The 15,228-nt window shown below is 64.4% G+C and carries 10 protein-coding genes; 7 read left to right on the top strand and 3 right to left on the bottom strand.

The annotated features are described in order from the left end of the window. Entirely contained in the window at positions 1-1,092 is a 1,092-nt protein-coding gene (locus EA187_RS07215) for an acyl-CoA reductase (protein ID WP_164856083.1), read from the top strand. A gap of 17 nt (positions 1,093-1,109) precedes the next feature. Here EA187_RS07215 and EA187_RS07210 read toward each other — a convergent pair whose 3' ends face one another. Then, positions 1,110-2,294, bottom strand: a complete 1,185-nt coding sequence (locus EA187_RS07210) for a LuxE/PaaK family acyltransferase (RefSeq protein WP_164856082.1) — start codon at positions 2,292-2,294, stop codon at positions 1,110-1,112. Here EA187_RS07210 and EA187_RS07205 point away from each other — a divergent pair. From EA187_RS07205 to EA187_RS07195, 3 genes are read left to right on the top strand one after another with little or no spacing between them, the layout of a single operon-like run. After that, the gene (locus EA187_RS07205; protein WP_164856081.1) at positions 2,293-2,904 is read left to right on the top strand and encodes a hypothetical protein; all 612 of its coding nucleotides are present in this window, start codon (positions 2,293-2,295) and stop codon (positions 2,902-2,904) included. The genes EA187_RS07210 and EA187_RS07205 overlap by 2 nt on opposite strands. Next, entirely contained in the window at positions 2,901-3,587 is a 687-nt protein-coding gene (locus tag EA187_RS07200) for a hypothetical protein (RefSeq protein ID WP_127779788.1), read from the top strand. Before EA187_RS07205 ends, EA187_RS07200 begins: the two co-directional genes overlap by 4 nt. A gap of 22 nt (positions 3,588-3,609) precedes the next feature. Further along, positions 3,610-5,811 carry a hypothetical protein gene (locus EA187_RS07195; RefSeq protein WP_127779787.1) on the top strand — a complete coding sequence of 734 codons (2,202 nt, stop codon included), beginning with the start codon at positions 3,610-3,612 and terminating at the stop codon, positions 5,809-5,811. A gap of 24 nt (positions 5,812-5,835) precedes the next feature. On the opposite strand, the gene prfA is transcribed toward EA187_RS07195, so the two are convergent. Continuing rightward, on the bottom strand, positions 5,836-6,903 hold the full coding sequence (prfA, locus tag EA187_RS07190) for a peptide chain release factor 1 (RefSeq protein ID WP_115607738.1): 1,068 nt from the start codon (positions 6,901-6,903) through the stop codon (positions 5,836-5,838). A gap of 106 nt (positions 6,904-7,009) precedes the next feature. Beyond that, positions 7,010-8,257: a transcription termination factor Rho gene (gene rho, locus EA187_RS07185; RefSeq protein ID WP_127779786.1), complete on the bottom strand. Its 1,248-nt coding sequence runs from the start codon at positions 8,255-8,257 to the stop codon at positions 7,010-7,012. Between the two features lie 1,414 nt (positions 8,258-9,671). Between rho and EA187_RS07180 the strand changes: the two genes are divergently transcribed. The 3 genes from EA187_RS07180 (at position 9,672) to EA187_RS07170 (ending at position 15,227) form a co-directional block, all read left to right on the top strand. Next, positions 9,672-11,180, top strand: coding sequence for an Rne/Rng family ribonuclease (locus EA187_RS07180; protein WP_115607742.1), 1,509 nt, complete (start codon positions 9,672-9,674; stop codon positions 11,178-11,180). A 363-nt stretch (positions 11,181-11,543) separates the two neighbouring features. Beyond that, a complete protein-coding gene (gene glpK / locus EA187_RS07175) occupies positions 11,544-13,022 on the top strand; it encodes a glycerol kinase GlpK (protein ID WP_115607744.1) in 1,479 nt (492 codons plus the stop codon). 36 nt (positions 13,023-13,058) lie between these two features. Further along, on the top strand, positions 13,059-15,227 hold the full coding sequence (locus tag EA187_RS07170; RefSeq protein ID WP_127779785.1) for a protein kinase domain-containing protein: 2,169 nt from the start codon (positions 13,059-13,061) through the stop codon (positions 15,225-15,227). Position 15,228: the final 1 nt, after the last annotated feature.

The following is a 15,228-nucleotide window of genomic DNA, read 5'->3' as shown; positions in this document are numbered from 1 at the left end:
ATGGCGCAGCGAGTGGATGTGAAGGCGGGGCGCGCGATTGTGGCACGGCTTAACGCAGAGCAGGATGCGCTCATTGAGGCGATGGTCACCGACGGGTGGCCGGAGGCGATGGCGCGCGAGGGGCTCGCGATGCACATGCGGAGCTGGGAGGTGGAGGGGGCCGCCGAAGCGCTCCGCCGCGAGCTTGAGGCGGTGGGGCCGGGCCAGCATCTGATGTGGCCACAACGGGTGAGTCATATCTGGCCGGCGCTTCCCGGGGCGGGGGTCGGGCCGGTGCTGCTCGGAGCGATGATGGGGGTGCCCCAGGGAGTGAAGGTGTCGCGGCGAGGGCAGGCGTTCGGGAAGACGGTGTGCGAGCTCGCGGGATGGGAGGTTTTGGAGGGGGAGAGATGGCGCGAGGCCCCGGTGGTGGTTGTCAGCGGCAGCGACGAAACGCTCCGTGAAGTACGCGCCCGGGTGCCAGGCGCCCGGGTGGTAGGTTACGGGCATCGCGTCAGTTTTGCGGTGATGATCGACGGGCCGACGATCGAACTTCGCCGGGAGGCGCAGAAGATCGCCGAAGATGTGGTGATGTGGCGTCAGGCCGGGTGTTTTTCGGTGCGGGCGGTGATTTTTGTTGGTCAAGAAGAGCGGTGTCGGGCCTTTGGCGAAAGGTTGGCCGAAGTTATCGCCCAGGTTGAGGTGCGTCTCGGGGCCGATACCCCTGATGAAGGGGCGGTTTCGGCGCGGGCGCAGGCGTTGACCCTTGCTCAGATGACCGGGGCAGTCTTTGTGCGCGGGGTGGGCTATGTGCGCCTGGCCGCGGAGCCCTTTGAGACGGGTGAGTCCTCACCGCAGGCGGTGAGCCTGCACCGGGTCGATGAGGTTGACGATATCGCCCGGGCGGTGGGCGTCCGCGAGGGGCAGGTCCAGGGGGTGGCGCTGGCCGGGGCCTGGCAGGAGCGGTCGGGCGTTGTGGAGCGCGTCGCCTCGCTGGGGGCGACGCGCGTGGCGCCAGCCGGCCAGATGCAGCAGGTGCCGCTGCGCTGGTGGCATGATGGCCAGGCCAACCTTCTGAGCTGGGTCAGGGTGGTGGAGTGCTCCGAGCTCTGAGCGTTCCGGGACGCGACTCAGCGCGGGTCGACGCCCTCGACGATCTCTTCGATGGTCAGGCTGCAGCCCCGCAGCTCGGCATCGGGCGCGCGCCCCAGAAGTTCCAGCGAGCCATCCGGGTGGAGGATGCCGCGGTCGGAGGTCTGGATGGCCATGACGCTGTCGAGGTTGGCAAGATCGATAAAACGAATCAGGCCGGTGGTGCTGGGCTCAGTCAAGGGCTGAAGCGTGAGCGGATCGACCACCGAGAGGTTGAGCCAGGGCGGGGCAAAGAGGCGACCGGTAGGCTCGGGGCTGGCCAGGGCGTCGGTGTAGGTCTGGCTGGAGAGCTCGGTCATGCTGTATTCGCTGATACAGCGCGACGCCGGGATGCCCAGGCGCTCTTCGAAGAGGCGGTAGAGGTCGGCCTTGTCGACGGTGCGCGAGCGTCCCTTAAAGCCGCCGGTCTCCATCAGGCGCGAGCCTTCGGGGAGCGTCCAGCAGGCGCGGGTGCGATCGAGAAGTTCAACGAAGCCAAAGGCCGTGCCCAGCAGCATGGTGGGGGTGGTGCCGGTGCTGGCCTCATCGAGGGCCCGCTCCAGGGTGGTGGGATCGAGGTGCCAGGCGTTCTCGCGAAGCTCCACCACAAAGCAACTTCCCGGTGCGCCCCAGCGTTCCATGAGCTCGCCGAGCATAAAGGAGAGGCTGCTGTCGGGAAGATCGGCCGGGGAGGGGGCCAGAATGATCAGGCGCAGCGCGGACTTCTCCGGGTTGCAGAAGCGCACAAAGGTCGGGTGCAGGGCGGCGCGGTAGAGCTCAAGGGTGGCAAAATGATGCTGACCGCGCGCGCCCTGCGTGGTGCCGCTGGTGCGGAAGGTCCGCACACTCTCCGGGCCGCTGAAGAGGTTGAGGGCTTTGAAGGCGTCGGTGGGCACCGCCGGGATCTGCTCCAGGCGAAGATCGGCCGAGGGACCCACGCCGCGGTTGCGGCAGAGGGTGCGGTAGGCGAGGTTGTGGGTGTACTGGTAGTTGAAGAGCGGCCTGGCGAGGTCGAGGACGCGCTGCTCGGGCCAGGTCAGCGGATCGTCGGTCGGATTCCAGGCGGCGATGGCATCGTGGAGGGTTTTGAGAAGCTGGTCGCGAGAGGTCATAGCAGGCAGGCTGTTGGCGTAGGGAGATGTGAGGTCGGCGCGGCCGATGCGGCGCGTGGCGGAGGGTAGCATGGTGATTCGGGCAACAAAACTCAGGGTGAATGCGGGGGCGTCGGGCACCATGCACGAGGTTAGTTTTGAGGTGAGGGCCGGAGAGCTACGCGCGTTTGTGGGGGGGAGTGATGAGGCTTGCCGCGAGGTGATGAGTGCGTTGATCGCGCAGCAGGCTGCGGCAAGAGAGGCTCGGGGGGCTCGGAGCGAAAGGGATGCAGTGGGGTATGTCCGGGGGGAGCGTGGTGGGCGTTACGAGGGACTTCAGGTGGGGCGGTTGCTGGGCTACGCCGCCGAGCTGGGGCTTCGTGATGAGCCGGTGGAGGTGCGCGGTGAGCGGGTCGAGGCGATGATCGCCACGTTGGGGTTGGGCGAGGTGCGTGCCCGAAGGCTTCGCGATCTCGACGCGTTGGCACGCTGGAAGGTCGAGGTCGGGGAGTGCGCGCTTTTGGGAGCGCGGGATTGGGTGGTGATGATCGAGGGGGATGAGGCCGCCCGTAAGGTGAAGCTCAAGGTGCTCAAGGAGGTCTGTCGAGGTGGGGCGGTGCTTGCGATCAGCGGCAGCGCAGTGGGACTTGAGGGGGTGGAGCCGGTGGGCGGGGCGGTGGCTGTGGCCCGGGAGGTGGCATGATGAGGTGGGACGGGTATGAGGCGGCGGTGTTGGCGGACCGCCGGCTGGAGGCGTTGCTGGCCGGGGGTATGCGCAGCTGGGCGTGGGTGTGTGCCGGGCCCCTTCTGGCGTTGGGGGTGATGGGGATTTCGCCCGGGGGGGAGGAGGCGTGGGAGGCGATGTCGGCTGTGGTCTATGGGACCGGGGCGTGGGTGGCCTGTGGGGAGGTGCGCTCGGAGTGGGGGCGTTGGGTGCGGGAGGGGGCGCTGGGCGTCGGCGCAACCTCGCAGGTGATGGGAGCATTGAGAGCGACGGGACTGCTGGGAGTGCTGTTTACGGCGGGGTTTGTGGCGGTGGCGGTGATGATGGGAGCCTCATCGCCGCCGGTGGGATGGCTGGCGCTGGTGTTGCTGGCGCTCTTCTTCAGCGGACTGGGCAGCGGTGTGCTCGTGGCGACAGCGATGCGCGCGCGCCCGATGGCCTGGGCGGTCGTGGCAGGCGTGGTGGGAGCGCAGCTTGCGGCGTTGGGATGGGCCGGTGCGAATTGGTGGGTGCCAGTTTCCAGCGCGTATGCGAGTTTAGAGGCGTTCGGAGGAGAGGCGGTCGATGTGTTTGCCGGGGCGGGGCGTCTTGCCGCGGTGGCGGCGACAGGTGGGGTGGGTGTGATGATGTCGATGTGGATGCTTGCCAGAAGGCGCTACTGATGGGCGCGGTCGGGAGGCAGTGATGGGAGTTGCGGAGCAGAGAGCGCGGGCGTGGATGTGGCGCTGTCTGGGACTGGGAGCCCTGCTGATGGCGGTGGGCCTGATCCCGGTGGTGGGATGTTGGCTGGGCAGCCTGGGAGTGTTGCCGGCACGGCTCTCCGAGGTGATGCCGGAGTATCTGGCTCTGGAGAGTGCTGGCTGGAGCCAGTGTGTGAGCGAGCATCCGCTGGGCAGCGCCGCGTTGTATTTTTTCGGTGGGATGCTCAGCCTGGGCGTCGGCGTGATCTTTCGGGATGTGGCGCGCCAGCGCGCCGAAGACGCCGAGGAGCTGGAGCGGCGTGTGGAGCATGTGGGCCGTGAGGTGAGGCGCACCCCGATGTTGCGCGCCGACATGCTCGCCGGCAGCTCCGAGGAGGTGCCCGAGGCCATTGAGGTTGGCGCGGATCTCGACTTCGGCAAGCCACCGGCCGAGGTTGTGTTTGCCGAGGAGGGGGCCAGCGAGTCGGTGATGGCCTTTGTGCATGACGAGGCCGGCGAGAAGCGCCGCGCGAAGTATGAAGAGGAGGTTCGCCAGCAGGTGCGTGAGGAGGCGCAGCGTCTCGACTATTATGTGCCGCCGGGCATGGAGCTTGCTCCCGTGGTCTATGTCGATGGTGCGTTTGATGGCGAGCCGGGGGAGGTGTCGGATGGCAGTATGCGTCGGCCCTTCACCTCGCTGGCCGAGGGCGTGCGGCGAGCGTTCGGGGAGGTGGTCACGCAGAAGAAGGCGGTGGTGGTGCGGGTGCGTCCCGGAGTCTATCAGGAGGCGCTGGAGGTGCCGGACCGGGTGGTCATCGTCAACGATTGCATGCCGGGAGGGGAGAGCGTTGATGCGCGGCTGGCATGGTTACGCGCCCAGGCGATGCCCGATCATGAGGAGCGGGTGACGATTCTTGCGCCGAGTGAGGAACGCTGCGCGCTGAAGATTCGCGCCGGGCAGTCGCAGGGGGTGATAGGATGTTATCTGGTGGGGCGCGAGGGCGTGGCGCAGCGGGGGATGGAGGTGATGGGAAGTCGCGCGCTTGCGGTGATCAACTGCGCCTTTGAGGGCTTCTCATTGGGGGCGGTCAAGGTACAGGACGCCGGTGAGGAGTTGCCCGGGCGCGATATCAGCTTTGTGGGCTGTATGTGGAAAGGCAACGCCTCGGCCAAGCGCGGGGGCGGGTTGCGCGTCCGGCGCAGCGTGGTGAAGGTCGTCGCGAGTATTTTTGATAGCAACCGCGCGGGGCGGGGAGGCGCAATCTGGGCAGAAGAGCTCGCCAAACCGCTTGTGGTGGAGCGTTGCATGATGCAGCGCAACCGCGCGCTGGGAGCCATTGGCGGGTCGGAAGACAGCGAGACAACCCGGGGCTGGGGAGGAGCGCTGGGGCTCGATGGTGGGCTGGCCCGGGTGGTCGATACGGTGTTTGATGGCAATGATGCGCGCGGTGCCGGCGGGGCGATCGCAGTGATGGGCGGGCGTCTTGTCATTCGAGCCACCGGAGAGCGGCGCTGCATGATCTTTGAGAATCGCGCCGAGTTGGGCGGGGGGATTGTGGCGATCGGGCGCGATGGCAAGGCCGCGCTGGTGAAATCACATGATGTGGCTGTGCTCAACAACCTGGCCACCGAACATGGCGGCGGACTCGCCGCTGTGGGCCGCGCGATGCTGCAGGTGGACGGTGGCGAGGTCAGTCAGAACCGCGCCGGCGATGGTCATGGCGGCGGGGTGCTGGTACGCGGCGGCGGGCAGGCGAAGTTTGAGTCGGTGGTGTTTAGCACCAATCAGGCCGCTGGCGGCGGAGGCGGAATCGCCGCGATCAACGCCAGCGTGAAGGTGATGCTGGGCTGCAGCCTCTTTAAGAACCGCGCCGGCGAGTGCGGCGGCGGGGTGCTGGCCGTCAGCGTCCCGGATCGGGAGCTGGCCGAACGCATCGGTGAGCCGGGCTATGAGCTTCCGTTTCGCGTGGTGATTGAAGACGTGAAGATCGCCGAGAACGTCGCCGGGGAGGCCGGCGGAGGGGTTTGCCTGGGCAACCAGGAGGCCCTGGCGAGCTTTCCGCTCATCCTCGATGTGCGCTGGCCCGAGGCGATGGTCGACAACCGCGCCGGGGTCGAAAAAAGCTCGCAGCTGCGCGTGTCCTGGGCCGGTCGCATCGAGGCTGAAGACGGCAGCAGCGGCCGCATCAAACGTCGCCTGGAGTAGCGTCGGCGACCGGCTCCGCGCTTCTTACTCCAGGTTCTGCAGCGCTTCAGCTTGATGGTGCGCGATGAGCGGATCGATGAGCTCATCGACGTTTCCGCTCAAGACTTCATCGAGGCGGTGGGTGGTAAAGCCGATGCGGTGATCGGTAATGCGCGACTGGGGGAAGTTGTAGGTACGGATGCGCTCGGACCGGTCGCCGGAGCCCACCTGACCGCGACGCTCGGCCTCGATCTCCTGGCGTTGCTCCTCGCGCTCCCGCTCCAGAAGCCGCGCCTGGAGCACACGCAGGGCTTTGGCGCGGTTTTTATGCTGGCTCTTCTCATCCTGGCAGATCACCACAAGCCCGGTGGGCAGGTGCGTGATGCGCACCGCAGAGTCGGTGGTATTGACCGACTGCCCGCCGGGGCCGGAGGAGCGGTAGACGTCGATCTTGAGATCGTTGTCCTGGATGTTGATCTCCACGTCGTCCGCCTCCGGCAGCACCGCTACGGTGACCGCCGAGGTGTGAATGCGGCCCTGGCTCTCGGTGTCGGGCACGCGCTGGACGCGGTGGGTGCCGGCTTCAAACTTGAGGCGGCTGTAGACGCTATCGCCCTCAATCAGCGCAATGACCTCGCGAAAGCCTCCGCGATCCGTCTCATTGGTGGAGACGATCTCGATCTTCCAGCCCAGTCGTTCCGCATAACGCGCGTACATGCGAAAGAGGTCGGCAGCGAAGAGCGCCGCCTCGTCGCCACCGGTCCCAGCGCGAATCTCCAGGTAGGTGTTTTTGTCGTCAAGAGGATCGCGGGGAAGCAGCAGGCGTTTGAGCGTCTGAGCCAGCGCCTCAAGCTCGGGATTGAGGCGCTCAAGCTCGACTTTGGCCATCTGTTTAATAGCGTCATCATCATCTTCTAAGAGGAGCTCGCGGTTCTCGGCGATCTCGTCTTCGACGCTCTGGTAGCGCTGGAAGGTGGTGACCACCTCCTGGAGAAGCGCCTGCTCTTTGGCGATCTTTCGAAAGGTGTTGGGGTCGGAGGCAACCTCGGGGTCGGCCAGCTGGCTGTTGAGCTGGTGGTAGCGCGCCTCGACTTCTTTGAGTTTTTCGAACATGGGATTCGGCTCAGGCCCAACAATCAGAGAGGGGGGGAGGTCAGTGCAATGAGAACGCCCCGGAGCACAGAAGCTCCGGGGCGTTCTCAGGGGGTTACGTCAAGGATCAGCCGCTCATCGACTGGAGGAAGTCGGCGTTGGAGTCGGTCTTGCCGAGCTTGTCGATGAGGAACTCCATCGAGTCGACCACGTTGAGCGGGTGCAGAAGCTGGCGCAGAATCCAGACGCGGTTGAGCTGGCTGTCTTCCATAAGCAGCTCTTCTTTGCGCGTGCCCGAGCGGTTGATGTCCAGGCAGGGGAAGATGCGCTTCTCCATGAGCTTGCGGTCCAGGTGCAGCTCGGAGTTACCGGTGCCCTTGAACTCTTCGAAGATGACCTCGTCCATGCGGCTACCGGTGTCGATAAGCGCGGTGGCGATGATGGTGAGGCTGCCGCCCTCTTCGATGTTACGGGCCGCGCCGAAGAAGCGCTTGGGCTTGTGCAGGGCGTTGGAGTCGACACCACCGGAGAGGATCTTGCCGGAGGGGGGCACCACCGTGTTGTAGGCGCGGGCCAGACGGGTGATGGAGTCGAGGAGGATAACGACGTCGCGCTTGTGTTCGACCAGGCGCTTGGCCTTCTCGATGACCATCTCGGCGACCTGCACGTGGCGCTGGGCCGGCTCGTCGAAGGTCGACGACACAACTTCGCCGCGCACCGAGCGCTGCATGTCGGTGACCTCTTCGGGACGCTCATCGATGAGCAGCACGATGAGAACCACGTCGGGGTGGTTGTCGCCGATGGCGTTGGCGATGTCCTGCATCAGGACGGTCTTACCGGTGCGAGGCGGCGCGACGATCAGCGCGCGCTGGCCCTTACCGATGGGGGTGAGCAGGTCGATGATGCGGGTGGAGAAGCCGTCTTTGGCCGTCTCCATCTGCAGGCGCTCTTCGGGGTAGAGCGGGGTGATGTTGTCGAAGAGGATCTTCTCGCGGGCGTGCTCCGGATCCTGGAAGTTGACCTGCTCGACCTTGAGCAGCGCGAAGTAGCGCTCGCTCTCTTTGGGCGGGCGAATCTGGCCGCTGACGGTGTCGCCGGTGCGCAGGTTAAAGCGGCGGATCTGGCTGGGGGAGACGTAGATATCGTCGGGCCCGGGCAGGTAGTTGTAGTCCGGGGCGCGCAAGAATCCGAACCCATCGGGGAGGATCTCCAGGACGCCTTCGCCGTGGATGGAACCGTCTTTTTCAGCCTGGGTTTGCAGGAGGGCGAAGATCAGCTCTTGCTTGCGCAGGTTGCCGGCGCCGTCGATGCCGGCTTCTTTGGCCATCTGCGTAAGCTGGCCGATCTTTTTCTCCTTGAGTTCTTTCAGATTCATCGGGGTGTTCTCCTTGGGAGGGCGTCTTGAAGATAGACAGATCAGGATCAGAAAAGGGTGGGGAAAACGAGAGGGATCTGGGGCGCCTTGAAGGATCAGGGCAGAAGACCGTGCATATGAGGTCGGGGGCCGGTGATGGGGGCGCGTGGGTAGGATCTGGGGTGGAAGACGGGGAGTGAGGCGGTCGAGCGGGGGTTGCGCCGAAATGCGTTTGCGTGGGCGTTGCGCCGAGGATGGCGGGCAGCACAGCGCGAGGCGGCGCGGAGGATTGAAGCGTGTTGGATCGTCGACGAGCGCGACAGGCCCGTGCGAGCTTCGAGGTGTTCGTGGGAGATGAACACTGTCGAGGGGCGAACTATTCGCGATGACGATAATTTCAATGTTTAGGGGGTTGTTGGCCGCTTGTCAACAGTAGTGCCTGTGTGCCGAGCGCATCCAGGACGACGCTGACGGCGTCGACAGGGATTCGCAGTAGCGCTGCTACAGCTTCATCCCTGCCTCCTTGTCAGACGCCGCCCTGGATGCGCTCGGATCTTTTCGTATGCGGGAGTGCCGAGCGGCGCTGCCGAGCGCCCCAGGACAAAGCCAGCGTCGTCGCTGCGTCGTCGCGGTGGCGCTGCCACAGCTTCCTCCTTGCTCCTTGCTGGACTTTGCCCTGGATGCGCTCGGATCTTTTCGTATGCAGGGACGGCGAGCGCCCCGGCGCTGGATGCGCTCGGGTTTGGGGGGGGGCGTAAAAAGGGAGGTGGAGCTCTGGGGGCGGTCGTTATTTTGTCATTAAAAAAACAAGAAAAGGCGCGGGCACCCCGTGGGGAGCGGGGTGCCCGTCGCAAACCCGGGAGCGCTCTGGAGTGTTGGGGAACATTCGCCGCTCCGTCTCAGGTGGGAGAGCGTAATGCAGATGGCGTGCCAGCGTTGATTTCGGGGAGATATCGGGCGTTGTGGCGTGGCGAGGGCTCTCCGCCTGGTTAAGCGTTACTCCAGAGGTGGCAAAAAAGTAGGGCAAAAGGATCGTGGCTAGTCGGCGATCTGGGGCTGTGATATAGCTCGGGGTGAAGAGAAGAGCGCGCTGTGGCATGCCTTCCGGCGTTCCGGATGAGGTGATTTCGGGGGCTGTGAGCAGCGAGTTTATCAACGTTTTTCAAGGTGTTAAGGGCCCCGGAGAGGGCGCCGGTCAGGCAGGTGAAGAGCGGGCCTGGGCCGGCGAGTGTTTCGGGACGCCCGAGCGAAATTTGACGATTTGAGCGCGATTCAACCCGATAGAGACGAGCTTTTGTGTGTCGTGATCGACGCCCGGTGGCGGTGCGTCTTCTCGGCGGTGGTCGGCGACCTTTTGGAGGACGCGGACGCTTTCGAGGAGGACGGCTTGCCGGTGAGATGATCGAGGACACGCGGGGGTTCGCGATGAGGTGACATGTCCAACATTCTGGTGGTCAATTCGACCCGCTCCGAGACGCGCGTGGCGCTGATCGAGGACGGGCTCTTGAGCGAAATCTATATGGAGCGCCGCCGCGACCGCGGGGTGGCCGGCAACATCTATAAGGGGAAGGTGTTGCGCGTGCTTCCCGGGATGCAGGCGGCGTTTGTGGATGTGGCCCAGGAGAAAGCGGGTTTTCTGCACGTAAGCGATTTCTATAACTTTGAGAAGGATATCAACCTTCTGGAAGAAGACGGCGATCAGTGGCCGCCGCCCTCCCGCGGCAAGATCAGCCGCAAGATCAACATCTCCGACTGCATCAAGGAGGGGCAGGAGGTTCTGGTGCAGGTGGCCAAGGAGCCGATGGGTACCAAGGGTGCCAGGCTCACCGGGCATATCTCGCTTCCGGGGCGCTACGTGGTGTTTATGCCCACGGTCTCGCATGTGGGAATCAGCCGGAGGATTGAGTCGGAGAAGGAGCGCAAGCGGTTGCGCAAGCTCGTCGAGGAGAATCGACCGCCGGGCACCGGCTTTATCGTGCGTACCGTCAGCGAGAACATCAGTGAAGATAAGCTGGTGCGCGATATGCAGCTTTTGGTCAAGCTGTGGACCGACATCCTCGATAAGGCCAATCAGGTCAAGGCGCCCTACCTGCTCAACGAGGAGCCGGACTTGCTCCTGCGGGCTGCTCGCGACCTTTTCACCACCGATGTGGGCAAGCTCATCGTGGATGATGAAGAGGCCTACAAGCGGGTCAGCGGGTTTACGAAGCATTATATGCCTTCGTTCGCCGATAATATTGAGATGTACGGTGCCGATGAGCCCATCTTTGATGCGTACGGCATCGAGGTGGAGATCGACCGGGCGCTGGCCAGAGAGGTGCCCCTGCCCAGCGGTGGAAGCCTTGTCTTTGATAAGACCGAGGCGCTCACCGCGGTGGATGTGAACACCGGCAAGTTTGTGGGGAGCGGCTCCGATCTTGAGGAGACGATTTTGCGCACGAACCTGGAGGCGGCCGAGGAGGTCGTCTACCAGCTGCGGCTGCGCAACATCGGGGGCATCATCATCATCGACTTTATCGATATGGAAGATGCCCGAAACCGCGAGAAGGTCTACCGCACGCTGGAGGCCGCGCTCAAAAAAGATCGGGTGACGACCAACTCGCTGGCCATCTCGGAGTTCGGTCTGGTGGAGATGACGCGCAAGCGGGTGCGGGAGTCGCTGGTCCAGTACATGTGCGACCCGTGTGAGCGCTGCAAGGGCTTAGGGCATGTCAAGAGCGCCGAGACGGTGAGCGCCGAGATCGTGCGTGAGATCCGGCGAGAGGCGCGTGCCTTCGCCAGTAAAGACATTTACGTGGAGGCCAACTCCGAGGTCGTCTCGCATATGCTGAGCGCGGAGCGCAAGACGATCCAGGATCTGGAGAAAACCTTCGAGAAGAAGATCCATTTGCGGGGCCAGCGCGACAAGCACCCGGAGAGTTTTGAGATCGCCGACGCAAAATAAGCGATCGCATCCTGGTGATGCCGGATGCGTGTGAGTCGTCGCCTCTCGAGTTCAGTGAATTCGGGGGGCGTTTTTATGTGGGGTGAGGCGGCGCTTTCATAGTCAGAGGAGCGGCCAGCTGGTAAGATTGAATCCCTTATAAACGCCATAAGCCATGAGCAGAAGTTGATGCCGTTGGATGCGAGGACAAGCGTGATGAAATCTGGCAAAGCGCAAAACGTGGGCGACGGGCCAGACATCGTCGGGGCTTCGCCACGCCGCACGAGGTGTGCGCGATGCCGCGATCTACGTGAGATCAACGCTGGCCCACGGCGCCCTAAAAGCTTTTTGGGAACGTTTGGATAACCGCGACGCGGGGAGAGTATGACGAGTTATATCTGCGCCATCGATCAGGGTACGACGGGAACAAAGGTCATCATTATGGATGACTCGCTTGAGGTTGTGGGACGAGTGAGCGAGGAGTTTGAGCAGATCTTTCCCAAACCGTCGTGGGTGGAGCACGATCCGGAGGCGATCTGGCGCTCGACCTGCAACACGATCAAGGCGGCAGTGGCGCAGGCCGGGGTGCGGCCCGAAGAGATTGTGGCGGTGGGCATCACCAACCAGCGTGAAACGACGGTGGTCTGGGATGGTAAGACTGGCGAGGCGATTCATAACGCGATTGTCTGGCAGGATCGCCGCACCCGGGGGCGGATTCAGCAGCTGGCCGACGACGGGCATGAGCCGATGGTGCGCGAGCGCACCGGGTTGATTCTCGACCCTTATTTTTCGGGCACAAAGATCGAGTGGATCCTCGATCAGGTAGGCGGGGCGCGACGTCGCGCGGAGCGTGGCGAACTCAAATTCGGGACGATCGACAGCTTTCTGCTCTGGAGGCTGACCGGGGGTAAGGTGCATGCCACCGACGTCTCCAACGCCTCGCGCACCCTCTTGATGAATCTGCATACCGGGGAGTGGGACGAGGACCTGCTGGAGCTTTTTCGGGTACCGGGGGCGATGCTTCCCGAGATCGTGGGCAACGCCGAGGTCTACGGCCATGTTCAGGGCATTGAGGGGCTGGCCGATGGGACGCCGATCTGCGGGATGGCCGGCGATCAGCAGTCGGCGCTCTTCGGGCAGGTCTGCTACCGGCCGGGTGAGGCGAAATGCACCTATGGGACCGGGGCGTTTTTGCTGATGAATACGGGCGATAAGCCGGTGATGAGTCGGCATCGTCTGCTCTCGACGGCGGCCTGGAAGATCGATGGGAAGATGACCTATGCGCTGGAGGGAAGCGCGTTTATCGCCGGCGCGCTGGTGCAGTGGCTGCGCGACGGGCTGGGCTTTTTTGAGACGGCCGCCGAGATCGAGGAGCTGGCCGGGAAGGTGGATTCGAGCGACGGGGTGGTGCTCATCCCGAGCCTGGCCGGACTGGGCGCGCCGCATTGGAACCCGGGGGCGCGCGGGGTGATCTGGGGGCTGACCCGGGGCACGACCCGGGCGCATATCGCACGGGCCGCGCTGGAGGCTATCGCGCTGCAGAATGTGGACTTGCTCAAGGCGATGGAGCAGGATCTGGGCGAAGAGCTCAAGGTGTTGCGCGTTGACGGTGGGGCGAGTGCGAACGGGTTGTTGATGCAGCTCCAGGCGGACTTTTTGAATCGGGAGATTGTGCGTCCGAAAATGACCGATACCACCGCGCTGGGGGCCGCGCTTCTGGCGGGTCTGGGTGCGGGGATATTCAGTGATTTCAACGCGATTCGGGAGACGTGGAAAGAAGATGCGCGCTTTAAGCCGGCGATGAGTCAGCAGCGGCGCAATATGCATCTGGAGTTGTGGGAAGAGGGGTTGAAGAGAGTCTGAGCGGTACCACGAAGCACCATTGCTGCGAGGCGCGAGATGAGCCGCCTGGAGAACATCGGCGTGGGGAAGCGGGATACAACGTTGCGGCACCAGCTGGTGCGCAACCTCGTCTTGCTCACGTTGCTGACGGCCGGGGCGGTGGCGATGGTGTTTTTGATCGGCTCGTACCGGGCGGTTGAGGAGCTCTCGGAGCAGGCGATCGATCAGGCGGTGGAGCGGGCCGACGCCGAGCTCGACCGCTTTTTTGGGCCGGTCTCCACCCAGCTGGACGTGCTTGCCGACTGGGGAGCCGGGGGGGAGCTGAGCCTCGATGAGAGTGATGTCGAGGCGATGAACGCGCGGTTGATGCCCGTGCTCCGAAGGCTTGAACAGGTGACCTCGGTGCTCTACGCCGACGCCCGGGGGCGCGAGTATTTGCTCCTGGAGCAGGGGGAGGGCTGGGTCAACCGTCTGGTCGATCGGGAGAGGCGCGGCGATGTGGTGCGCTGGGTGCGCCGCGACGCCGATGGCAGGGTGGTGGAGCGCTGGGAGGAGAAGAGCGATTACGAGACGCGCAAACGCCCCTGGTACATCGGGGCGATGTCGGCCGGCGTGCGTCAGGTGCACTGGACCGAGCCTTATACCTTTTTTACGACCCGGGATCCGGGCATCACCGCGTCGACGCGCTTTGAGGCGCCCGATGGAGGCGCGCAGGTGGTGGCGCTGGATGTGATGCTCAGCGATGTCTCGGCCTTCTCCACCGGCATTCGCCCTACCGAGCGCGGCTATGTGGCCGTACTCGCCGGCGATGAGACGGTGATGGGCCTGCCGGCGAACGGGCGCTACGAGGCCGCGGAGGCGATTCGGGCTGATGTGCTCAAGTCGATCTCGGCGTTGGGCCTGGGGGAGTTGCAGGAGGCGCTGGAGCTGTGGCGTGACGGGGGAAGCGGGCAGGACCTCGTGGAGGTGCGGGCTTCGGGAGAGCGCTATTGGACGGGGTTTCGGGCGGTGGGGCTTGGCCCGCGCGAGCTGACGATCGCCACGGTGGTGCCGCGCTCCGATTTTACCGGGGTGATCGAGCGTCAGCGCAACATGACGCTGGGGCTGACGCTGCTGGCGCTGGGACTTGCGGTGCTGGTGGGGGTGCGGACCTCGCGCTCGTACCGGCGCCGCTTTGCGCAGGTGATCGATGCGGCCCAGCGTCTGGGGCAATATACCCTGGAGACGAAGATCGGGGAGGGGGGCATGGGCACGGTGTATCGGGCTCGCCACGCGATGTTGCAGCGGCCCACGGCGGTGAAGTTGCTCAAGGGGGAGCTCTACGACCGGGAGTCGGTGCGACGTTTTGAGCGAGAGGTGCAGTTGACCTGCAAGCTGAAGCACCCCAACACGATCACGATCTACGACTACGGTCGAACCACCGAGGGGGTCTTCTACTATGCGATGGAGCTGCTCGGCGGGGTGACGCTCTTAGAGCTTCTGAACTTCTGCGGGCCGCTCGATGAGGGGCGTACGATTTATCTGTTGCGCCAGGTGTGCGGGGCGTTGCAGGAGGCGCATGAGGCCGGGTTGATTCACCGGGATATCAAGCCGGGCAATATCGTGGTCGGCGAGCGCGGGGGGCTTGGGGATTTTGTCAAAGTGCTGGATTTCGGCCTTGTGAAAGACATTCACGCTCCGCGCGAAGTTCAGCTGACAGGTCAGGACATCCTGCAGGGCTCTCCGGGTTTTATGGCGCCGGAGGTGATTCTGGGGCAGGGCGCCGATGATGTGCGCGTGGACATCTTTGCGCTGGGGGCGGTGGCCTACGTGCTGCTCTGCGGGCAGAACCCCTATGAGGACAGTTCGGCGGTGAAGGTGATGCTCAAGCAGATCAACGAAGATCCGGTGCGGCCCTCCGAGGTGGTGGGGCGCGCGCTCGATAAGGATCTCGAAGATCTGGTGATGCGGTGTTTGAGCCGCAAGGCTGGTGAGCGTCCAACGACGATGCGCGAGCTCTGTGAGGCGCTGGAGGCGTGCGTGGCCAGCGATCGCTGGAATGCAGCGCAGGCAAAGGCGTGGTGGGAGCGTCACGGGGCGAAGCTGGTTCCGGCTGCAGCCCCCCTTGAGATGGACGACCATCATCATGAGCTGGCCATGCAGGTCACCCTGGAGGTGAAAGCGCCGCCGGAGTTGAAGACGCTGGCGACGCGTCCCAGGGTGGCTGCGTCGACGGAGCAGGTGTAGC

Origin of the sequence: Lujinxingia sediminis, from assembly GCF_004005565.1 — a bacterium.
Classification (GTDB): Bacteria; Myxococcota_A; Bradymonadia; order Bradymonadales; family Bradymonadaceae; genus Lujinxingia; species Lujinxingia sediminis.
The sequence above is the reverse complement of the archived record's forward strand: the minus strand, read 5'-3'. Positions and strand labels throughout refer to the sequence as shown.

What these genes read in the sequence shown, in the direction of transcription:
- EA187_RS07215 (WP_164856083.1), top strand. Translation starts at nt 1, where the DNA reads ATGGCGCAGCGAGTGGATGTGAAGGCGGGGCGCGCGATTGTGGCACGG.
- EA187_RS07205 (WP_164856081.1), top strand. Translation starts at nt 2,293, where the DNA reads ATGGTGATTCGGGCAACAAAACTCAGGGTGAATGCGGGGGCGTCGGGC.
- EA187_RS07210 (WP_164856082.1), bottom strand. Translation starts at nt 2,294, where the DNA reads ATGCTACCCTCCGCCACGCGCCGCATCGGCCGCGCCGACCTCACATCT.
- EA187_RS07200 (WP_127779788.1), top strand. Translation starts at nt 2,901, where the DNA reads ATGATGAGGTGGGACGGGTATGAGGCGGCGGTGTTGGCGGACCGCCGG.
- EA187_RS07195 (WP_127779787.1), top strand. Translation starts at nt 3,610, where the DNA reads ATGGGAGTTGCGGAGCAGAGAGCGCGGGCGTGGATGTGGCGCTGTCTG.
- prfA (WP_115607738.1), bottom strand. Translation starts at nt 6,903, where the DNA reads ATGTTCGAAAAACTCAAAGAAGTCGAGGCGCGCTACCACCAGCTCAAC.
- rho (WP_127779786.1), bottom strand. Translation starts at nt 8,257, where the DNA reads ATGAATCTGAAAGAACTCAAGGAGAAAAAGATCGGCCAGCTTACGCAG.
- EA187_RS07180 (WP_115607742.1), top strand. Translation starts at nt 9,672, where the DNA reads ATGTCCAACATTCTGGTGGTCAATTCGACCCGCTCCGAGACGCGCGTG.
- glpK (WP_115607744.1), top strand. Translation starts at nt 11,544, where the DNA reads ATGACGAGTTATATCTGCGCCATCGATCAGGGTACGACGGGAACAAAG.
- EA187_RS07170 (WP_127779785.1), top strand. Translation starts at nt 13,059, where the DNA reads ATGAGCCGCCTGGAGAACATCGGCGTGGGGAAGCGGGATACAACGTTG.